Origin of the sequence: Krasilnikovia sp. MM14-A1259 (assembly GCF_047159535.1) — a bacterium.
Classification (GTDB): domain Bacteria; phylum Actinomycetota; class Actinomycetes; order Mycobacteriales; family Micromonosporaceae; genus Actinoplanes.
On record NZ_BAAGAJ010000002.1, the window covers coordinates 4,399,410 to 4,419,520 of the forward strand.

24 protein-coding genes are annotated in these 20,111 nt (G+C 71.2%); 3 read left to right on the forward strand and 21 right to left on the reverse strand.

Going from position 1 to position 20,111, the window contains the following annotated elements; translation table 11 throughout:
• Positions 1–12: 12 nt before the first annotated feature.
• From ACMCNK_RS19865 to ACMCNK_RS19875, 3 genes are all read right to left on the reverse strand, one after another.
• The gene (locus tag ACMCNK_RS19865; protein ID WP_412737893.1) at positions 13–516 is read right to left on the reverse strand and encodes an NUDIX domain-containing protein; all 504 of its coding nucleotides are present in this window, start codon (positions 514–516) and stop codon (positions 13–15) included.
• Between the two features lie 148 nt (positions 517–664).
• Entirely contained in the window at positions 665–1,234 is a 570-nt protein-coding gene (locus ACMCNK_RS19870) for a hypothetical protein (protein WP_412737894.1), read from the reverse strand.
• Between the two features lie 131 nt (positions 1,235–1,365).
• Complete coding sequence (locus ACMCNK_RS19875; protein WP_412737895.1) at positions 1,366–3,348, reverse strand: protein kinase domain-containing protein; 1,983 nt, start codon at positions 3,346–3,348, stop codon at positions 1,366–1,368.
• 202 nt (positions 3,349–3,550) lie between these two features.
• Between ACMCNK_RS19875 and ACMCNK_RS19880 the strand changes: the two genes are divergently transcribed.
• The gene (locus ACMCNK_RS19880) at positions 3,551–4,216 is read left to right on the forward strand and encodes an RNA polymerase sigma factor (protein ID WP_412737896.1); all 666 of its coding nucleotides are present in this window, start codon (positions 3,551–3,553) and stop codon (positions 4,214–4,216) included.
• Positions 4,213–5,205: a hypothetical protein gene (locus ACMCNK_RS19885; RefSeq protein ID WP_412737897.1), complete on the forward strand. Its 993-nt coding sequence runs from the start codon at positions 4,213–4,215 to the stop codon at positions 5,203–5,205. Before ACMCNK_RS19880 ends, ACMCNK_RS19885 begins: the two co-directional genes overlap by 4 nt.
• A gap of 55 nt (positions 5,206–5,260) precedes the next feature.
• On the opposite strand, the gene ACMCNK_RS19890 is transcribed toward ACMCNK_RS19885, so the two are convergent.
• Both ACMCNK_RS19890 and ACMCNK_RS19895 read right to left on the reverse strand, forming a co-directional pair.
• Positions 5,261–5,635 (reverse strand): nuclear transport factor 2 family protein, encoded by a 375-nt coding sequence (locus ACMCNK_RS19890; protein WP_412737898.1) that lies wholly within the window; start codon positions 5,633–5,635, stop codon positions 5,261–5,263.
• On the reverse strand, positions 5,632–6,834 hold the full coding sequence (locus ACMCNK_RS19895) for an MFS transporter (RefSeq protein ID WP_412737899.1): 1,203 nt from the start codon (positions 6,832–6,834) through the stop codon (positions 5,632–5,634). The genes ACMCNK_RS19890 and ACMCNK_RS19895 overlap by 4 nt, the downstream gene beginning before the upstream one ends.
• 120 nt (positions 6,835–6,954) lie before the next feature.
• Here ACMCNK_RS19895 and ACMCNK_RS19900 point away from each other — a divergent pair, with 120 nt between their 5' ends.
• On the forward strand, positions 6,955–7,578 hold the full coding sequence (locus tag ACMCNK_RS19900) for a TetR/AcrR family transcriptional regulator (RefSeq protein ID WP_412737900.1): 624 nt from the start codon (positions 6,955–6,957) through the stop codon (positions 7,576–7,578).
• Here ACMCNK_RS19900 and fabI read toward each other — a convergent pair.
• From fabI to ACMCNK_RS19980, 16 genes are all read right to left on the reverse strand, one after another.
• A complete protein-coding gene (gene fabI / locus ACMCNK_RS19905) occupies positions 7,516–8,289 on the reverse strand; it encodes an enoyl-ACP reductase FabI (protein WP_412740926.1) in 774 nt (257 codons plus the stop codon). The genes ACMCNK_RS19900 and fabI overlap by 63 nt on opposite strands.
• Positions 8,290–8,291: 2 nt before the next feature.
• A complete protein-coding gene (gene fabG / locus ACMCNK_RS19910; protein ID WP_412737901.1) occupies positions 8,292–8,996 on the reverse strand; it encodes a 3-oxoacyl-ACP reductase FabG in 705 nt (234 codons plus the stop codon).
• A gap of 27 nt (positions 8,997–9,023) precedes the next feature.
• Positions 9,024–10,250, reverse strand: coding sequence for a beta-ketoacyl-[acyl-carrier-protein] synthase family protein (locus ACMCNK_RS19915; protein ID WP_412737902.1), 1,227 nt, complete (start codon positions 10,248–10,250; stop codon positions 9,024–9,026).
• On the reverse strand, positions 10,250–10,504 hold the full coding sequence (locus tag ACMCNK_RS19920; protein ID WP_412737903.1) for an acyl carrier protein: 255 nt from the start codon (positions 10,502–10,504) through the stop codon (positions 10,250–10,252). The genes ACMCNK_RS19915 and ACMCNK_RS19920 overlap by 1 nt, the downstream gene beginning before the upstream one ends.
• Before the next feature lie 32 nt (positions 10,505–10,536).
• Positions 10,537–11,535 carry a beta-ketoacyl-ACP synthase III gene (locus ACMCNK_RS19925; protein ID WP_412737904.1) on the reverse strand — a complete coding sequence of 333 codons (999 nt, stop codon included), beginning with the start codon at positions 11,533–11,535 and terminating at the stop codon, positions 10,537–10,539.
• Positions 11,532–12,179: an HAD family hydrolase gene (locus ACMCNK_RS19930; RefSeq protein WP_412737905.1), complete on the reverse strand. Its 648-nt coding sequence runs from the start codon at positions 12,177–12,179 to the stop codon at positions 11,532–11,534. The genes ACMCNK_RS19925 and ACMCNK_RS19930 overlap by 4 nt, the downstream gene beginning before the upstream one ends.
• A complete protein-coding gene (locus ACMCNK_RS19935) occupies positions 12,176–13,147 on the reverse strand; it encodes an AfsA-related hotdog domain-containing protein (protein WP_412737906.1) in 972 nt (323 codons plus the stop codon). Before ACMCNK_RS19935 ends, ACMCNK_RS19930 begins: the two co-directional genes overlap by 4 nt.
• Entirely contained in the window at positions 13,144–13,623 is a 480-nt protein-coding gene (locus tag ACMCNK_RS19940) for a nuclear transport factor 2 family protein (RefSeq protein WP_412737907.1), read from the reverse strand. The genes ACMCNK_RS19935 and ACMCNK_RS19940 overlap by 4 nt, the downstream gene beginning before the upstream one ends.
• 92 nt (positions 13,624–13,715) lie before the next feature.
• Positions 13,716–14,219 (reverse strand): beta-hydroxyacyl-ACP dehydratase, encoded by a 504-nt coding sequence (locus tag ACMCNK_RS19945; protein WP_412737908.1) that lies wholly within the window; start codon positions 14,217–14,219, stop codon positions 13,716–13,718.
• Positions 14,216–14,590, reverse strand: coding sequence for a 3-hydroxyacyl-ACP dehydratase FabZ family protein (locus ACMCNK_RS19950; RefSeq protein ID WP_412737909.1), 375 nt, complete (start codon positions 14,588–14,590; stop codon positions 14,216–14,218). The genes ACMCNK_RS19945 and ACMCNK_RS19950 overlap by 4 nt, the downstream gene beginning before the upstream one ends.
• 4 nt (positions 14,591–14,594) lie before the next feature.
• Complete coding sequence (locus tag ACMCNK_RS19955; RefSeq protein WP_412737910.1) at positions 14,595–15,176, reverse strand: histidine phosphatase family protein; 582 nt, start codon at positions 15,174–15,176, stop codon at positions 14,595–14,597.
• A 3-nt stretch (positions 15,177–15,179) separates the two neighbouring features.
• Positions 15,180–16,181, reverse strand: a complete 1,002-nt coding sequence (locus ACMCNK_RS19960; RefSeq protein WP_412737911.1) for an aldo/keto reductase — start codon at positions 16,179–16,181, stop codon at positions 15,180–15,182.
• On the reverse strand, positions 16,178–17,695 hold the full coding sequence (locus ACMCNK_RS19965) for an FAD-dependent monooxygenase (protein WP_412737912.1): 1,518 nt from the start codon (positions 17,693–17,695) through the stop codon (positions 16,178–16,180). The genes ACMCNK_RS19960 and ACMCNK_RS19965 overlap by 4 nt, the downstream gene beginning before the upstream one ends.
• A 210-nt stretch (positions 17,696–17,905) precedes the next feature.
• Complete coding sequence (locus ACMCNK_RS19970; RefSeq protein WP_412737913.1) at positions 17,906–18,733, reverse strand: SDR family NAD(P)-dependent oxidoreductase; 828 nt, start codon at positions 18,731–18,733, stop codon at positions 17,906–17,908.
• Positions 18,730–19,071, reverse strand: coding sequence for a cupin domain-containing protein (locus tag ACMCNK_RS19975; protein WP_412737914.1), 342 nt, complete (start codon positions 19,069–19,071; stop codon positions 18,730–18,732). The genes ACMCNK_RS19970 and ACMCNK_RS19975 overlap by 4 nt, the downstream gene beginning before the upstream one ends.
• Positions 19,068–20,021, reverse strand: coding sequence for a phosphotriesterase (locus ACMCNK_RS19980; RefSeq protein WP_412737915.1), 954 nt, complete (start codon positions 20,019–20,021; stop codon positions 19,068–19,070). The genes ACMCNK_RS19975 and ACMCNK_RS19980 overlap by 4 nt, the downstream gene beginning before the upstream one ends.
• Positions 20,022–20,111 lie beyond the last annotated feature (90 nt).

Here is a 20,111-nt window from a genome sequence, read left to right on the forward strand (position 1 = left end):
TGAGACCAGAAGCTACTCACCGGCTGGGATACCAGCCTCGGCCAGGATTCGGCGGTAGATCGGCTTCCACCCGGCCGTCAGGGACAACGCATCCCATGTGCGTTCCGCATTGACGAGGCGGCGCTCGACCATCTCGTGCTCGGGCATCCACTCGCCAAGTCGGACCTCGGCACGCCACAACGCCCGCACGAGGACAAGACCCTTCTCCGGCCCACGCAGGCACACCCCACGACTGAAACCCAGCAATCGACAGTCGAGCACGGTCGCGCACGCTTCTTCGCTGACCTCGCGGACCAAGGTGTCGGCCCAGTCCTCGCCGGCTTCGGGTCGGCCGCCCGGAAACTCCCAGTACCGCCGGTCATGGCTGACCAGGATGACCTGACCATCGACCACGCACACCCCTGTCGATCCGTGGGGAGTGCCGGTGGGGACCTCCGACGGCGGATACCAGGTGGACTGCCAATGGTCGCCCGTCGTGATGATGTCGATGGCGACCCCGTCAGCTGCGGTATGCACCGCGCGATGCTGCCCGATACCACCCTGGCCCGTCTACCTGTTTCACTCGGTGCACCGGGCCGGGGGCCACCCCGCCCGCCGTCGACCCCAGGCGGAGCTTCTCCACGGTGGGAGGACGGCAGACAGGGTGGCAAGACCGGCCCGGGTATCACCGCGCCGTTGGGTCGGGCCTGAAGTCGCGGGCCTTGATCTTCGCCATGCGGCCATCGGCGGCATGGAACACGATGCCTTCGCTCCCGTCTTCGGCGTAGGCCTTCAGGGTGGCAGCACGGATGGCGTCGAAGGTGCGCTCGCGCAGATCCAGCCGTTCCGCGCTGGCGTGTTCGACCAGGCGGTGCGTCGTACTGCGCTCGGGGTTGCGGTTGATCCTGGGACCGACCAGCTCGTACGTGCCGGGCCGCCAGTCCGGGCCACCGGCCGTGAGGGCCTCGGCGTGGAACTTCGCGAAACCCGACTGCTCGACCGGCTCCCAGCCGACGCTCTTGCCCGTGACCGGGTCGGTTGCCACGAGGACGAAGCCGGCGGGAGCCGATCGACCCGTCTTGATCTCACGACGTGCCCACCACGCCGTGCCGTCGTACATGACGCAGGTGCCGTCGTATTTGCGCGTCGGAATGCCTTCCCCCCGGAAGACCCATTCGCAAGCGGGATGCGGATCGGTGGAGACGAACCGCCTCTCGTTGTCGTCCCGGACGAAGATCGTTGGAATCTTCTGCATCCCACTCACCTGCCTCTCATCGAATGGGGGCCAGCTTCCATTGTCATGATCGACGCAACAAGGTTTCCCCAGGGTGGGCCACCCCGGCAGCAGGGCCGCGCCGCGGGCGCGGACGTCGTTGCCCGGTTCACCTACCTGCCGGTGGAGGGGCTCGGCTGCGGCGAGGCTCCCAGCAGCGGGTACGCCGTCGTACGGGACCGGCTGGTGGCCAGGATCATGCCGGGCACGGCGTACAGATGGTCCACCGGCAGTGGCGTGGAGACGGACCAGGCTGTCTCACCGGTGGCGGGATCGAGCTCGTGCAAGGTCGAGTCGTAGGAGGCGGCGAACAGGCGACCGTCGCTGGTCACGGCGACGGACGGGTTGACCAGGGAGCGACGCCACCGCACCGCACCTGAGTCCGCCGCCACCGCAATGAGCCCTTCAGCGCTCAGCGACGGCTCCCAGAAGCCCGTGGTGGCCATCACGACGACGTCTCCTAGACGAACAAGGTCGTTGACCCCGATCTTTGCCGACTTGGTTCCCATCGTCGGTGTGATGGTCCACAGCTGCCGTCCCGTGCGGGCTTCGATGCACAAGAGGTTTTCGCGGCCGCCCTGCGTGACGTTGACGTAGAGGCGGCTGTCGTCGGCCCACGAGCCGTGGACCTGCTCCACCGCTTGTGGCCGTGCCAGCCACATCGTCGCTCCGGTCTGGATGCTGATTCCGCGAAAGTCCCAGGTCTGCGTGTCCTGTTGCACGCCACGCGCGCAGCCACAGAACAGCCCCGCGGAGCTGAACAGGTGCGGATCGTCGAACTCCGGGCCGAACGGCACCTGCCATTTGATCTTGTTCGTGGCGCAGTCGTATGCCGTCAGGTCCTCTGACCCGAGGCGGAAGACGGCCACACCGTCACCACCACCCCGGAGATCACTGCCCGGCGTCTTGGACTTCCGCGCGCCGGTCGCGCCGTCGATGATCATGCCGCCGGAGGTGATCAGTATCGCGGCGATCATCCCCTTGCCGACCTGCTTGAGGTCCGAGATGCCGCCGGGCCCACGCCAGCGCTGGACGCCGGTTTTCGCGTCGAGGGCCACCACATGGTCACCGGGACGGATACCCAGGGCCAGCGACCCGACGATCGTCACGTCCTTGATGTCATCGTCGTGCCACGCAGCCGGTCCCAGGCCGGCCGCCCGCGCCGGTCCGGACTTCGCCGGTGACGCCGCGGAGCGGCCGGACCGCTTGCGATCCGGAACGGTCCACAGCGTGGCGGCCGCGGTCACACCGGCGGCCGCGGCCGCGGCGGCACCGACCAGCAGGACGCGGCGCGACGGCCTGGCCGGGCGTACCGCGCCCGCGGTCAACAGGTCGCGGGCCGCGGCGACGGCGGGGCGCTTCGCCGGGTCCGCGGAAAGCAGCCGCATCAGGACGGCCGCCAGGTCACCGGCCCGCTGCGGTGGCCGGATGTCGTGCCGAGCGTACGCACCGAGCATCGCCATGTAGTCGCCGCGGGCGAACGGGCCGACCCCTTCCACCGCGAAGTAGAGGGTGGCGCCGACCCCGAACATGTCGGCGGGCGGGCCCGGGGTGTGTCCCGCGGCCTGCTCCGGTGCCAGGTATCCGGGGGTGCCCATGACCGCACCGGTCTCGGTGAGCCCTTCGGCGTCCGGCAGAAGCGCCAGCCCGAAGTCGGTCAGCCGGACCACGTCCCCGTCGGTCAACAGGACGTTCGCCGGTTTGACGTCACGGTGCGTGATGCCCGCAGCGTGCGCCGCGTGCAACTGGAGTCCGATGCGGACCGTACGGTCGACCGGCAGCGGGCCGTCCTCGACCACGATCTCCTTCACGGACCTGCCGGACACGTACTCCATGACGATCCACGGGCGGTCGTCCTGCTCGACGACGTCGTACACCGCGACGATGTTCGGGTGGTGCAGCGCCGCCGTCGCACGGGCCTCGCGCAGACTGCGCTCCCGCCCCTCGGCGATGGTCCGATCCGAGCCGCCGAGGTTGTGGTGCAGTTCCTTGACCGCGACCTGGCGGCGCAGCACCTCGTCGCGGGCGAGCCAGACGACACCCATACCGCCGCTGCCGATCCGGCGCAACAAGCGATAGCGGGCGCCGATCAGCACGGAACTCGTTGCATCACGTACATCGCCATCGCGGCCCGGGGGTGTCGACACGACGCCACCGTAGTCGGTCTGATCTATGCCCCGGGCAGGCACTGTGGCGCAGTTGACCATCCGGTTGCGGCTGCCCAGGATCCTGTCGCGAGAAAGTGCGAACACTTTCGCGGCCAGCTGCGAAGTGCGGTGGAGAGGATGGTGACAGCCGATGGAGACGGACGTAGACGTGTACGTGGGTCGCTACGCCCGAGATGCGCCCATCACCGCCGCACCGCGCGGCGATGACATGACGCGGATCACCGGGAGCGGGCGCAGCGACGCCTCGTTTCCCACGGACGCCGAGAAGATCGCCGAGGCCAGACGGTCGCCGGAGCAGTTCGCGGCGGTTTTCGACCGGCACTACGGGCGGATCTTTGCGTACGCGGCCCGGCGGCTGGGCCGTGACCTGGCCGAGGACGTGGCGTCGGAGACGTTCCTGGTCGCTTTCAGCCGGATCGATGGCTACGACACGAATCGCCCGGACGCGGCGCCCTGGTTGTACGGCATCGCGTCGAACCTGATCGCCCGTCAGGGGCGAGCCGAGTCGAAGCGGTACAAGACGCTGGCCAAGCTGTCGCCGGACGAGCCGGTCGGCGCCCACGAGGACGCGATCGCCGGGCGGCTCGACGCCGCGACGGCACGGGGCCGGCTGGCGAAGGCGCTCGGCCGGCTTTCCACGGCCGATCGCGACGTGCTGCTGCTGGTCGCGTGGGCTGGGCTCAGCCAGCCCGAGGTGGCGGCGGCTCTCGACATTCCGGCCGGCACGGTCCGGTCACGGTTGCATCGCGCGCGCCAGGACATGCGTACGGCGCTTGGGGGAAGGGCACTGCAGTGAACGAGCTCGACGTACTTCAGGATGTTTTCGGGCCGGACGAGGCCCCTGCGATGCAGGCGCACGACCGGGCCCGGGCGGCGCTGCTGGACCGGATCAGCGGTCCCGGCCCGGCGGCGCGCCGGCGCCCTCGGTGGACGTTGCGGATCGCGGCGGCCGTGACGACCGCGGCGGCCGCCTCCGTGGGTGTCGTGGCGGTGGAGAACGTCAACACGGCCGCGCCGAGCACCATCGGGCACCACGACGGCAAGCCGGGCGTCGCGAGTCGTCCGGTGCTGCCGCAACTGCCGTTTGCCAAGCCGGCCGCGGCGGCCGAGGTGCTGGAGAACGCGGCGTTCACGGTCGGGCTGAAGCCGTGGGTGACGCCGCGGCCCGACCAGTTCGCCTACATCCAGCGGACGCAGACCATCGACGCGAACGATGTGCCGAACGTGGCGCTGGTGAAGGGCAGGACCCGTGACGTGCACAGTGAGTCGTGGGTACGCATCGACGGCGAGGTCCGCGCCTACCGGGAGAACGGCGGAAAGACCGAGGTGGTGAACGGCAGCGCCCACTTCGTGGTGCAGCGGTACGACGTGCTGTCCGGGCTGACCTCACCGGAGAAGATCGACCAGTATCTCGCGCGGCCGATGACGTCCAAATGGGCCGACCCGGGAATGATGATCCTGCAGGAGGTCCTCCCGCCGGACGTCGAGGCCGCGGTCTTCCGCTGGTACGCCCGCAAGCCCGGCGTGAAGATCGACGCGAATGCCGTCAACCTCGACGGCCGCCCGGCGGTCGCGGTGACTCTGAACGTCGAGGGCTGGATCAAGGACGATTTCCTGTTCGATCCGAAGACCTACCAGTTGATCGGCTTGCGCTCGGTGGTCGTGAAGAACCACCTCTCCGAGGCGCTCGACGGAAACCGACGGTTCACGAAAGGCGACGTGCTGAATCTGGAGATCCGCAACCGGGCGGGGATCGTGGACAAGGTGGGCGACACGCCCCGATGAGGAAAACGAACGGGTCCCGTGCGGCAACACGGGACCCGTTCGTCGGGGGTGCGGTTCAGACGATCTCGCGGCCGCTCGCCGTGGTCTCCGGCACCGCCTCGTTGAGGTCCCAGTGCTCGGCGATCACGCCGTCCTGGATGCGGAACACGTCGATGACGGCGAGACCCCGCTGCCCGGCCGCCGGAAGGAACAGGCTGTGCACGAACACGAGGTCACCCTCGGCGGCGGTACGCCGGATGTCGAACCGGAGCCCGGGCAGCTGCCCGCGCGTCGAGTCGATGAACTCGACCAGCGGCTTGCGGCCGTCGGCCAGGTTCGGGTTGTGCTGGATGAGGTCGTCGGCGATGTACTTGGCGGCGTCCTCGGTCTTGCCCTTGTTCCAGATGTTCTCGATGTAGTCGCGGGCGACCTGGGTGTTGGCGGTGGTCATCGGACACTCCTTGTCGAAACGGCGGGTACGGTCTCGGCGGAGGGCCGCGCGACGCTGCGCACGGACACCGCCTGAGTCATCACGGCTGCGGCGAGGGGGATCAGGCCGATGGCGGGCAACCATCGAGCTCCCACCTCGGGCAGGAAGGTGCCGCCCAGCAGGCCGCCCACGCTCACCCCGACGTACATGGTGGAGGCGTTGAGGGCGAGCACGATGGCGCGTTGCTCGGGCAGCAGCGCGACCAGCCGGGCTTGTTGTGGCGCTTGGTAGAGCTGGCTGAAGAACGCCCAGAAGGCGAACAGGCCGATGGCCGCCGCGATCGTCGCGGGCGTGACGATCAGACCGGCGAACGCCAGCCCGAGGCCCGCGAGCGTGAGGCTGATCGTCGCGGAGCCGCCGAGCCGGGCGATGACCCGGACACCGGAGGCGTTGCCGATCACCCCGAGCACGCCGAACGCGAGCAGGACGAGGGCGACCTCCGACGCGGTCGCGCCGAAGCGGGCGGTGATGTACGCCCCGGCCACGCCGTACACCGTGAACTGGGCGGCCATGAAGAACATGGTCGTCAGGACGATCACGGCGGCGCCGGGTGTGCGGGCGACCTGCCCGTACGCCGAGGCGGTCGGCGGCACGCCCGCCTCGACCGGTGGCAGCAGTGCCGCCACCAGCGCCAGCGCCAGCACGGTCAGCAGGGCGATCCCGGCCAGCGCCCAGCGCCAGCCGACCAGGTCACCGAGGAACGTGGCGAGCGGGACGCCGAGCACGGCGGCCGCGGTCATCCCGCCGAACACCGTGGCGAGGGCCCGTGGCCGCTTGTCCTCGTCGACGATCAGCGATCCGGCGGCCGACGCCTGTGGTGCGAACGTGGCGGCGCCGAGCCCGGCGATCACGCGGGCGCCGGTGAGCATCGCGTACGACGGGGCGAGCGCGCTGGCCACGCCACCGACGGCCAGTACGGCGAGGCCGACGAGCAGGGTCTGCCGCCGGTCGAGGCGGCCCAGGACGACGGGGGCCAGTGGGGCGGCCACCGCGAACGTGAGCGCGAAGACGCTCACCTGCAACCCGATGAGGGCTGCGTTGACGTGCAGGTCGTGGCTCATCGACGTGCCCAGGCCGATGATCGCCAGCGACGAGGTGCCGAACGTGAAGTAGCCGAGCGCCAGGGCGAGCAGCGCCGGCGTGGGATTTCGTCCCGTCATCTGTCCTCCAATACGAGACGTTGCGTATGTATTATCGATACGAGACGGTGCGTATGTCAATCGGGGAGGCGTGATGATCAAGCCGGACAAGATCAAGCTGGGCGACATAGGGTGGGCGCCATGACCGGACGCCCGCGCAGTGCCGCCGTCGACGACGCGATCATGCGGGCGACGTTCGAGCTGTCCGAGCAGTACGGCTACCGCGGCGTGACCATGGAGCGGATCGCCTCGCACAGCGGCGTCGCCAAACAGACCATCTACCGGCGCTACCGCAGCAAAGGCGAGGTCTTCCTGGACGCGCTTGCCACGTACGCGGCCGAGCGGCTGCCGCACCCCGACACCGGCACCCTGTACGGCGACCTGCACGCCCTGCTGTCCGCCACGTTCGACGCGCAGCAGGGCGCCAGCGGGATGCTCAACCGGGCACTGGCCACCGAGGCGCTGCAGGACGACGAGTTCGCCCGGCTGCTCTGGGAGCGCCTCATCGACAAGCGGCGCGGCGCGGTCCGCGACATCGTGGACCGCGCCCGTGCCCGCGGCGAGGTGCGCCGGGCCGACGACGACTTCCTCGTCGACCTGGTGTTCGGTCCGATGTGGTACTGGCTGCTGTTCGGCCGCAGCCACCTCGGCCCCGGGTACGCGGCGCAGATCGCCGGCGCGGTGGCGACGCTCGCCGCGACCTCAGGTGACCACGGCGTGCAGCCCGCCGTCGACATGCAGCCGCTCGCCGGTGGTGGCGGGTAGCCAGTCCGACAGCAGGGTGACGCACGCCTTCGCGATCGGGGTCGGGTCGCCGGTGTCCCAGGGCAGCGGCGGCCGCGTGCGCCACATCTCCTCCAGCCGGTCGATGCCCGGCACCGCCCGCGCCGCCACGGTCCGCACCATCCCGGCGGTCACCAGGTTCACCCGGATCCCACGCGGGCCGAGGTACAGCGCGAGATACCGGGTCACCGACCCCAGCGCCGACTTGGACACGCCCATCCAGTCATAGCCCGGCCACGCGACGTCCGAGTCGTAGTCCAGGCCGACGACGGAGGCGCCCGCACCGAGTAGCGGCAGGCACGCGGTGACAAGAGCCTTGAGCGAGTACGCGGACACGTGCACCGCGGTCGCCACGTCCTCCCACGACGTGTCGAGGAACGCCCCGCCCAGCGCCGTCGCGGGCGCGAACGCCACCGAGTGCAGAATCCCGTCCAGCCCGCCCAGCTGCTCACCGACCCGGTCGGCGAGCGTCGCCAGATCGGCCTCGTCCGTCACGTCCAGCCGCAACACCGGCGGCGGGTCGGGCAGCCGCTGCGCGATCGCCTCGGTGATCGGCATCGCCCGCCCGTACGAGGTCAGGACCACCGAGGCGCCCTGCTCCTGAGCCACCCGGGCCACGTGGAAGGCGATCGAACTCTCCACCAGTACCCCGGTGATCAGCAGCCGCTTGCCGTCGAGCAGGCCGCCCGGCAGGGCTACCACCCCATGCCCAGGCCGCCGCTGACCGGCACCATCGCGCCGGTCACGTACGAAGCGTCCTCGCTGGCCAGGAAGCGCACCACGTGGGCGACCTCCTCCGGAGTGCCGGGGCGGCCGAGCGCGGTCATCGAGATGTACTCGGTGCGCCGCGCCGGCCGTACCTCGGCCACCATGTCGGTGTCGATGAATCCGGGGGCGACCAGGTTTGCGGTGATCCCGCGGGTGCCCAGCTCCCGGGCCAGCGAACGGGCCAGACCCAGCAGGCCGGTCTTGGACGAGGCGTAGTTGGCCTGGCCCGGCGACCCCATCATCCCCGAGAACGACGAGATGAAGATCAACCGGCCCCAGCGGCTCGTGAGCATGCCCGGGATGGCCCGCTGTGCCACCCGGAACGCGCCCGTGAGGTTGACGTCCAGCAACTCCGTGAAGTCGGCCTCGGACATCGTCAGGGCGAGCTTGTCGCGCATCGCACCGGCGTTGGCCACCAGCACCTCGACCGGCCCGTGCTCAGCCTCGATCCGTGCGTACGCGTCATCGAGCGACGCGGCGTCGGTCACGTCGCAGCGCACCCCGAACAGATCGTCCGGGGGGCGCTGTCCACGATGTCCCACCGCGACCCGGTCGCCCTGCTTGGCGAACGCCCTCGCGATGGCGAGCCCGATGCCCCGGTTGGCGCCGGTGACGAAGACTGATCGGCTCACGGGTAAACCCTTTCTGCGTAAACGGATTCAGGGCGCAGTGACGACCGCGACCGCGTTCTGACCGCCGAAGCCGAGCGAATGACTCGTGGCCACCCGTACCCGGCGGGTGCGGGCACGGTCGGCGACCACGTCGAGGTCGATCTCGGGATCGAGCTTCTCCAGGTTGGCGGTCGGGGGGATCACCCCGTTCTCGACGGTGAGCACGGTGTACGCCACCTCGATGGCTCCGGCCGCCCCCAGCGCGTGGCCGGTCACCCCCTTGGTGGACGTCACCGCGGGGCTGCCGAGGACGCGCCGGATCACGGCGGATTCGGTCAGGTCGTTCAGCTTCGTCGACGTACCGTGCGCGTTGACGTGCTCCACGTCGGACGGCGCGACACCGGCGTCGTCCAGCGCGGCGCGCAGCGCCCGCTCGACCCCCCTGCCCTCGGGGTCGGGCGCGGAGGCGTGGTGTCCGTCTGCCGACGACCCGTACCCGCTGATCCTCGCCCGGATCCGGGCGCCGCGGGCCCGCGCGTCGTCCTCGCGTTCCAGCACGAGGATCGCCGCGCCCTCGGCGGCCACGAAGCCGTCGCGGTCCGCGTCGAACGGCCGGGACGCGGCGGCCGGGTCGTCCGAGCGCCGGGACAGGGCGCCCATCATCGCGTACGCCGCCATGGGCGTACGGGCCAGCGGGGCTTCCGACGCACCGGTGATCACGACGTCGCACTGACCCGACAGCAACATGTCCCGGGCGACCCCGATGGCGGTGACCCCGGACGCGCAGGCGGTCGCCACCACGAGGTTCGGCCCGAGCGCCGTCAACTGCATCGCCAGGTACCCGGAGATCATGTTGATCGGCCAGTTGACCATGACCAGCGGCGACACCCGGTCCGGGCCCTCGGTATGCAGGGCGGTGTGCGCGTTCTCGTACGAGACCGCACCGCCCAGCGCGTTGCCCAGCACGACGCCGACGCGGGGCGCGTCCCAACCGTCCGTGTCCCACCCGGCGTCGGCCACCGCCTCTCGGGCGGCGACGAGCGCGAGATGGTTGACCCGGTCGAGGCGCCAGGCCGCGTTGCGGCCCAGCAGGGCCCGGGCGTCGAAGCCCGGAACCCGGCAGGAGAACGCGACCGGAAGCCCGGCCAGTTCCGGATCGGTGGCGGCCGTGGGCACCCCGGAACAGACCCGTTCCCAGTTCGCCGTGACCCCGATGCCGGCCGCGGTGACCAGGCCGATTCCGGTCACCGCCACGGCCGGCCGAGCGGTACCCATCACGCCGTCTTCTCGGCCGCCGCCACGATGGCGGCCAGCTCGCCGACGGTGTTGTCCGGCGTGACGTCGCCCGACGGGATGGTGACCCCGAACTGCTTCTGCAGCAGTAGCGTCAGCTCGATCAGGGCGAGGGAGTCGACCTCGATCGACTCCAGGACGGTGTCCGGGGTGATCTCGGCCTGCGGGGCCTCGAACTTCTCTCCGATGAGCTGCGCGATCGCCGCGAACGTCGGCATGGTCAGGTTCTCACTCATGGTGACTTTCACCTTTCGTACGGAAATGGGTGCTAGATCGAACGAAGCCGGGGCCACACGAACGTGGTGGCCCCCCAGGTGGCGCCCCCACCGAACGCGGCGGCGACGACCCGATCGCCGGGGCGCAGGGTGCCGTCGGCGTTGGCGTGATCGAGGGCGAGCGGGATGGACGCGGCGGCCGTGTTGCCCACCCGGTCGAGGTCGACGACCAGGCGGCTGTGATCGAGGTCGAGCTGGTCGGCGACCGCGCGCAGGATGCGGACGTTGGCCTGGTGCGCCACGAACCGGTCCACCTCGTCCAGCCGCCAGCCGGCGCGCTCGGCCGCGGTACGGGCGGCCACGGCCATCTTCGACACCGCGTGTTCGAACACCTCGCGGCCCTGCATGCTGAAGAATTCGTCGCCGGGCGACGCCGCCCCGGCGGAGCGTTGTTCCGAGCCGCCCGCCCGGACGGTGATCAGATCGGCGAGCGAGCCGTCACTGCCGAGGCAGAACCCGGCCAGCGCACCCGGCTCGGTCGCCTCCCCCGGGCGCAGCACCACCGCGCCCGCCCCGTCACCGAAGACGGACACCGTGGACCGGTCGCCGGGGTCGAGGATGGTGGAGAACGCGTCCGCCCCGATCACCAGTACCCGGTCGGCCTGCCCGGTGGACACCAGGCCGGCGCCCGTGGCCAGGGCGTACAGGAAGCCGGTGCACACGGCCGCCACGTCGAACGCCGCCACCCCCGCGAGGCCGAGCCGGCTCGCCACCGTCGGCGCCGTGGCCGGGCACGTACGGTCGGGTGTCGTCGTCGCGACGATGACCGCGTCCGCCGAGTCGAGGTCGGCGGACTTGAGCGCCGCGCGCCCCGCCTCCACCGCGAGATCCGACGTGGACATCCCGGGAGGGACGACATACCGCTGGCGGATGCCCGTACGGGTGGTGATCCACTCGTCGGACGTGTCGAGCCGGGCGGCCAGATCGGCGTTCGTGACCAGGGTCGGCGGGACCCAGCCGCCGATGCCGCACATCACCGCGGTACGGCTCATCGGGCCACCGCCGGGTCACCGAGCAGCTCGGCGAGCGCCGCGTTCACGGTGGTCGTGTCCGAGAAACACACCGCCTGCCAGCCCGCGGACCGGGCCGCGGCACAGTTCGCGGGCAGGTCGTCGACCAGCACGCACTGCTGCGGTGGCACCGCCGCCCGGTCGCCCGCGACGGCGAAGATGGCCGGCTCGGGCTTGCGTACGCCGACCTCGAACGACAGCACCAGGTCCGCGAAGAGTTCCGGCGCCACCATGTCCCGCCAGTAGCGGTCCCACGCGGGCGGCATGTTCGACAGCAGGCCCACGAAGACCCCGGCGGCACGCAGGCGCCGCAGCGTCGCGACCCAGGTGTCGTTGATCGCCCGGTCGGCGAACCAGCGCTGCGGGAAGTCGGACAGGTCCGCGGGCACACCGGCACCGGCGAGTTCACGTTCCATCCGGACCTCCCAGGCCCGCTGGTCCAGCAACGGGGTGTCCAGCGGCGCCATCGGGTCCGCCACCCCGCAGTCCTGGGCGACGGCACGCATGGCCCGCTGGAACTCCTCGACGGGCACCCGGGCGTCCGCGCAGAACCGTTCCAGGGTCTGCGCGACCGGCGGGGTCAGGACGCCACCGAAGTCGGTCCAGACCGCACGGACGGCCGTCATCGCGTGGCCTCCGGCGCCACGGTGACCACGATCTCGCTGACCACGTCGTCGCCCTGGCGTACCAGGACCGGGATCTCCGTCGGCCCGGCGCCCGCCGGCGTCGGGGCGTCGAGGACGACCGGCGCGTCCAGCTCGGCGAACTGGTGGAAACGCGCGGCGTACGCCGTCACCGCGCGCGGCGGCCCGTCGGCGCCACCGGTCACCAGCAGGCCCATCTGGCGGGCCGCCTCCATGAGGATCATCGCCGTGTAGTGGTCCTGCGGATGGTCGTAGAAGCCGCGATGGGTGGGCCGGGTGCCGATCCGGGCGGTGGTGCGGTCCTCGGCCGTCGCGACGTCGAACAGCACCACGTTGGCCGGGTCGCTCCGGTGGACGGCGGCGGGCGCGACCGGCCGGCCCGGCGGCACGGCGGGCAACGAGTCGGAGAACGGCGGTGCGCTCGCCCGCCGGTACCGGCGAACCAGTTCGGCCTCCGCGGCGGGCGTGTACCGGGCGTCGATGTCCACGGTGGCCAGCGCGCGTCCGTCGAGCCACAGCCGCATCTCGAACTCCGCGCCCCGGACGACGCCGCGGCGCACCGTACGGTCCACGGTCGCCTCGATGCTGAGGCGGCCGGGCCGCGACCCGAGGTACGGCCAGGCCTCCCCGGTCAGCCGCAGACCCCAGCTCGCCACCAGGAACGCGCTGTCCAGCGGCACGCCGAGCCCCTCGTGGGCGAGATAGGTGGCGGCCTGCCGGGCGCACTCCATGACAGCCATGCTGTCGACCAGCCCGCCGGGGCCGGTGTGGTCGCCGTAGTAGGCGTGCGCGGTCGGCAGCATCGCCGCCAGCCAGGACGTCCGGTCGTCGAGCACCCGCAGGTCGGTCAGGAACACCTCACTGACCGCCCAGCGGTGCACGTACCGGCGCGCGACGCCCCGGTCGAAGGACAATGCGTTGTCGGCCCGTACCGAATCCAGCACACTCATCGCAATCCCTTTCCGGAATGAGCCACGGCGAGCCGCGCAGGCAACGGGGCAAGCTGATATGCGGCGGAGAAGAACGTGTCGGCAGCAGCCTGGTCGGAGACGAAATTGCGGGCCTGCACGACCCGCCCGTTCTCGACGTCGAACACCAGCACCCAGGTCAGGTCGATGTCGGTGCCGTCCTGCCGGCCGGACCAGCCGCGGTGCACCTCCACCACCCGGTGTTCGTCGGCCTGCAGGAAGAGGATCTCGGCCTGGAAACCGGAGCGTGCCAGCTCGGTGAAGAACGCGACGACCTGCTCCGGGCCGTGGTGCGTACCGGCCAGCGGGTGTCGGCCGGGCACGTGCCAGACCACGTCGGGGGCAAGGATCTCGGTGCTCAGCGGCACAAGATCACGCTCGGCGAAACAGGCGAAGAACCGGCGTACCAAAGCGACGTTCGCCGCCTTGGACCGGATGCTGTCATCGGTGATGGTCACGGTTGAACTCCCCGTTTGTTCGGCCGTGGAATCGCATTTCGTCGGCGACCTGACGGCCCCGGGAAAAGCGTGCCCGATTCGACTCACGGCAACTAGTGAGAACTGGCAACGGTGTTTTCGATGCGGGTAGGGCGACTACCAGGCTCGAGCGCGTCCACCGGGCGGCGGACCACGATCGCGGTGCTCACCGTCAGGACCACCTCGTCGCCGACCCGCGACCAGCCCGCCACGACCAACGCGTCGGACTGCAGCTGCACCACCCGGGCCCGGTGTTCCAGCACGTCGCCGGGGCGCACCGGGGCACCGAATCCGACGCCGGTCACCTGGGCGACCAGCGGCAGCCCGCCCGGGTCAGCCCGGTCACCCGACGCGAGAACGGCCGCCGCCTGGCACCAGGACTCGACGAGCAGTACCGGCGGATAGTCGTGGTCCTCGTCGCGGGCGTCGTCCGGCAACGCGCGGTACCAGGGCTCGTTGACGGTCACCGCCTTCAGCGCGGTCACCCTTCGGCCTGGCTCGAGCGCGACGATGCGGTCGACCAGCAGCATCGGGTAGCGGTGCGGCAGGATCCGCTTGAGTTCGCCGATCCCGATCACGGCTGGTCCCCGCTGCGGTAGCGGAGCCTGATCCGGGCGGCGGGGCGGTTCGCCGTACTCAACGTCACCCGGCAGCGCCAGTCGGCGTCCTGCTGCTCGCCGCTGATCTCGATCAGCACCGCGTCTCCGGGGCGGACCGGGCGCAGGAACCGGGCCGATTCGATCTCCACGAGCCGCAGGGCCCGCAGCTTCGCGGGGGCAGCCGACAGCGCGCCTCGGTGGGCGTACTCGATCAGGCACACACCGGGGAAGATCGGAGACCCCGGGTAGTGGCCCTGCAGCACCGGTTCGCCGGGATCGACGACGACCGTGCAGTTGCGGCCGCCGTCGAGCACCGGCAGCACACCGTCCACGGGCGAGCACGGCGGCACCGGCTCACCCCCGGTTCCGGGCCGCCGCAGCCGCCCGCCACTGCGCCGCATCGAGCCGGTACCGCCAGCCGTCGCGCCACACGAACGGCCGGGCCACCAGCTCCTCCAGAACCGCGCCGTCGAGCAGGCAATCGAGCGCCCATTTGTTGGCCGAGTGGGCGATGACGACCACCAGTCCCCCGTCGTGCTGCTCGGCCAGCTCGTCGAGGAACTCCGCGGTCGCTTCCAGCACCTGCCGGAAGCTCTGGCCGCCGCCCGGGAACGGCACGTCGACGTGGCCGGGCCGGGCGGCGTCGAGCTGCGCGACGGTGCACCCGTTGAGGTCGCCGTAGTTGCACTCGCGCAGCCGCCGGTCGGTGCGCACCGGCGTGCCGGTGTCCGCGAACGCGATCCGGGCGGTCTGCACCGCGCGACGGAAGTCGGAGGTATACACCGCCGCGGCTCCGGCGTCGCGGCGCCGGGCACCGAGCTCGGCGGCGCCGCGGCGGCCCTCCTCCGACAGCTCGGGGTCACCCCAGCCGCTGATGACGCCCGCGGCGTTGTCCGCGGTGACGCAGTGCGTCTCGTAGATGATGTCGACCGCCACGCCTCAGTCCTCCTGCACCATCTTGAGCAGGTGCTCCGGGAAACGCGCCCCCTGGAAGGCACCCGCGGGGGCGATCTCGTCGATCCGGCCCAGTTCCTCGTCGGTGAGCCGCACCGCACCCGCACCCACGTTGTCGGTCATGTGGGCGCGCCGGTTCGCGCCGGGGATCGGCACCACGCCCTGCGCCACCAGCCAGGCCAGCGCGAGCTGCGCCACGGTGCAATCGCGGGCGGCCGCGATCTCACCCAGCGCGGCCACCAGCGCAGCGTTGCGGGGCAGGTTGTCGGCACCGAACCGGGGCAGCAGCCGGCGCATGTCGTCGGCCTTCAGGTCCGCCTCGCCGCTGATCTCGCCGGACAGCAGCCCCCGGCTGAACGGGCTGTACGCGACGAAGCCGATGCCCAGTTCCCGGACCGTGGGCAGGATGCTGCGCTCCGGGCCGCGGCTGGCCAGCGAGTACTCGGTCTGGACCGCGGTGATCGGGTGCACGCCGTGGGCGCGGCGGATGGTCTGCGAGCCGACCTCGGACAGTCCGAGGTGGCGTACCTTCCCGGCGGTCACCAGCTCGGCCATCGTGCCGACCGAGTCCTCCACCGGCACCTCGGGGTCGACCCGGTGCAGGTAGTACAGGTCCACGTGGTCGGTGCCGAGGCGCTGGAGGCTGGCGTCGATCGCCTCGCGGATGTGGGCGGGGCTGCCGTCCACCCGCACGCCGTCGGCCGTACGGATCAGACCGCACTTGGTGGCCAGCACCACCCGCTCGCGCCGCCCGCCCGCGAGTCCCCGGCCGACGATCTCCTCGCTGAGGCCGGAACCGTACATGTCGGCGGTGTCGAGGAAATCCATGCCGAGGTCGATGGCCGCATGGATGGTACGGATCGACTCGGCCTCGTCGCGGTCGCCGTAGAACTCGGCCATGCCCATGCAGCCGAGACCGATCGCGGAGGTTTCCAGGCGGCCGCCCAGCGTGGTGCGGCCGAGCTGCTTTTCGGTCGAGATGCTCACGCGCTCTCCTTGAGGTCGGGGTGGGTCGCGACGGGCGGCAGCGCCCGTTCGATGCGGGAAACCAGGGTGGAATCGGTGAACCGGCCGGCCACGGCGACCACGGCGTCCGGGCGGACCAGCACCGCGCCGCGGCCGCGCAGGCCCAGGACGCGGGCCAGCGCCCGGTCGACCGGGACGACGTGTACGCCGTGACGTGCCGCCCAGGCGCGATCGAAACGGTGCTCGGCATCTTCGGTGAGCAGGAGCGTCCGGCCGCCCGTGCTCAGCAGGTCGTGCAGGCGGCCGCCGATGGGCAGCCGCACGTCGGGCACCCGGGTGCCGGGAACGAGGCGGCCGAGGCCACCGCCGGATGCGGGGTACGCGAGACTGAGCTGGGCGAGCCGGGGCGGAGCGAGCCGATCCAGGGCGCCGGTGGCCTGTGCGGTGCGCAGCGCGACGTTGCGCAGGTGCCGCTGCCAGCCGCCTTGCGTCCACAGCCGGGTCTGCCGGTCGGTGTCGCGAACGACGAACTGCGCCACGTGCCGCCGTTCGCGTTCCCACTGGTCGAGCTCGTGGTCGGGAAGGCGGCCGTGGATCACGTCGGCGAGCCGCCACGCCGCCTCGTACGCGTCCTGGACGCTGGTGTTCAGCCCCTGGCCGCCCGCGGGGCTGTGGACGTGGGCGGCGTCGCCGGCCAGCAGCACCCGGCCGTTGCGGAACCGGTCGGCGATCCGGCGCTGAATCTGGAACGTGCCGCTGCCCGCCGATTCGGCCAGGCGCAGCGGGACCGGGGACCGCTCGGCGGCGATCCGGCGCACGGTCTCCTCCGCGGATTCGCCCGCCGCGTCGGCCGGGGCGCTGCCGAAGACCCGCACCTTGCCGCCGGGCAGCCCCACCACGACCAGGACCCCGGTCGGGCCCATGAAGTAGTAGGACTCCTCGTGCAGCAGCGGCGTGTCCCAGTACCCGTCGGCGAGCACGTACGCCTGCTCGTACGCGCTGCCGGTGAAGCCCACCCCCAGGCTGGTACGGACCGTGCTGTGTGCACCGTCGCACCCGAGCGCCCAGTCCGACCGGTGTTCCCGGGGTTCGTCGTCGGGCGCGGCGAACCGGGCGAGCGCTCCGCTCGCGTCCTGGGTGATGCCGACCAGCCGATGGCCGTATTCGACGGCCCCGCCCACCTCGTCGAGGACGTCGCGCAGCACCTGCTCGGTGTCGTTCTGCGGCAGGGACAGCGGGGTGCTCCAGCGGCTTCCGGCGAGCTGCCGGAAATTGATGCGGGCCACCCGCCGGCGCCCGGAATAGTAATTGGCCGCGGTGATCGGCACCGCCATTTCACGAATGCGGTCGGCTGCTCCCAGACGGGCGAACACGTCGAGTGCGCGGGGCCACAGGACGATCGCTTTGGAATGCGGGTTCCGCCGGGTCGACCGGTCCACGATCCGCACGGCGACGTCGCGCCGGAGCAGCTCCACCGCCGCCGCGAGACCTGTCGGACCAGCGCCGACGACCAACACCTCACCCGCAGCACGCATGTGTGATTCCCCCGTTGGATCAGCTTTCGAGGCGCCCGCGGCGCCCACCCAATGGTGACCGAGAAACGGGATCACGGCGTGGTGCTGTCTGCACCAGGATATTCGCCACCAGGGCCGGAAAATGGGCACGACAAAACGCGGCCGACCACCGCCGGTGGCGGGGCAGCCGCGTTTTGTGCGGCGACGGTGTCGGGTCCCGTCACGGCCGCATCAGGAAATGTCCACGCCCCGCGCCGTCCCGATGAGCTCGTCGGTCAGGGCCAGCAATTGCCGTTGCAGCCCGGCGTCGTACGCGCGCCGGTGCGCCCGGCCGGCATGCCGCTCGTTGTAGAACACCCCGGTCTCCCCGGCGCCCTGATCGAGTGCGTACAGCGCCGCCCGGCATCCGGCCGCCACCGTGGTCCACGGCGAGACCCCGGCCTCGCGGACCATCGCGGTGTCCATGTAGTTGGCCGGATGGGAGCAGTTCACCGTGATGCCGTCCGGCTCGTACTGCGCGGCCGTGGCGAACGTGAACGCGGCGAGCGCGAACTTGCTGCGGGTGTACGCCTCCATCCCGTCGTACCGGCGGGTGAACTGCGGGTCGGCGAAATCGATCTCGCTCTGGCCGACGGAGCCGATGTTGAGCACCTGCGACGGCGCCGCCGCCCGCAGCTGGCCGTGCAGGAGCCGGGTCAGCAGGACCGGCGCCAGGTAGTTGACCGCGAGGCGCAGCTCGTACCCGTCCGCGCTGACCTGCCGCCCGTCGCGGTGCCCTCCGGAGCCCACGCCCGCGTTGTTGATGAGCAGGCCGAGGCCGGGGTGGTCGGCCGCGACCCGGTTCGCCAGCTCGGCGACCTGCCGCAGCTCGGCGAGGTCCGCGACGTACGCCTGGGCCTGACCGCCGGTGGCGCGCAGTTCCTCGACCACCGCTGCGCACCGGCGCTCGTCGCGGCCGTGGACCAGCACGGTCCAGCCCCGGCCGGACAGTTCCTTGGCCAGGCCGCGTCCCAGGCCGGACGTGGCTCCGGTCACCAGGGCCGTCGATACTGCGGTCATGACTGTTGTCCTTCCCGACCCGCGTCGCGCAGTTCGATCGCGACCATGACGAGGGTCCGGTCCGAGGTGTTGTGTACGTAGTGGCGCATGGGCAGACGGTCCGGTCCGTTGAGGACGATCTGACCGGTCTCCAGCGTCACCTGCTTGATGACGTTGTCGTGCTCGTCGCGGGATTCGCCGGATGCGCCGGACAGCACCACCGTCACCCACGGATGCCGGTGGGTGTGGGTGGGGCGGCGTTCGCCGGGAGGCACGGTCTCGACCCAGCACTTCACGTACGGTTCGTCCACGACGAGTTCGGTCCCCAGGTCCTGCCAGGGCTCCCTGATCTCGCTCACGCTCCCACCTCCAGAGGCGCGGGCACCCGCCCGGCGGTCAGCAGCCGCCGCGGGTTGTCCTCGAGCAGCATCGTCAGCGTCGACTCATCCACGCCGGGCTCGCGCAGCAACTGCGGGAACACGCGTTCCACCAGGTGTGTGTAGCTCCAGTCGGGGAACAGCTCACGGCGTTGCTCCGTGGTCAGGTAGTCGATGTGGGACGCGTGGTCCTGGGAGACGAGGATCTGGTGTCCGTGACCGGCGCGGACGAGGGCGGCCAGCATCCGGTTGCGCTGGTCGTCCGGTGCCAGGGCGGTCATCCCGTACCGGTCGAAGCCGAGCAGGCAGCCGGTGTCGGCCAGGGCGCGAAGCGTGTCGAGGTCGCCGGAATCGCCGGCGTGCGCGACGACCACCCGGTCGGATGCGACACCCTCGCCGGTCAGCAGGGCGACCAGTTCGAGCCCGTTGCCCTCGAAGGGATCACAGTGGACCACCACGGCGACCCCGGTGCGCCGGTGGACCTCCGCGACCGCAGACGCCATCCGGCGTGCGCTGTCGTCGGGCGGGGTGCGTTCGCACGCGAACTTGACCACACCCGCGCGTATCCCGCTGCCCGCGATGCCGTCCGTGATGTCCGCGGTCAGCAGGTCGATGAGCGGGTCGGGCGCCTCGACCAGGCAGCCCGGCCCGCGGAACCGCGCGAACGGCGGTATCCCGTCGATCGTGTAGACGCCCGTGGCGACCACGATGTTCATCCGCGTCCGGTCCGCGACCGCGCGGACCAGCTCGATGTCACGCCCTTGACCGATGACCGTCATGTCCACGACGGTCCGCAGCCCGGCGTCGTAGGCCCGTTCCAGTTGCGCGGCGGCCTCGGCGACGCCGCGCTCACGGTCCCACAGGAACGGATAGTTGTGCTGGAACTCCTGGCTCAGCACGAACAGGTGCTCGTGTGCGAGGGTCGGGCCCAACTCTCCGGATGGGACCTCGCCACGCACCGTCGGCACGCCCGAGGGGGGCAACGCCACAGAATCCATCACTCCGCCTTTGCGAATCCGCCC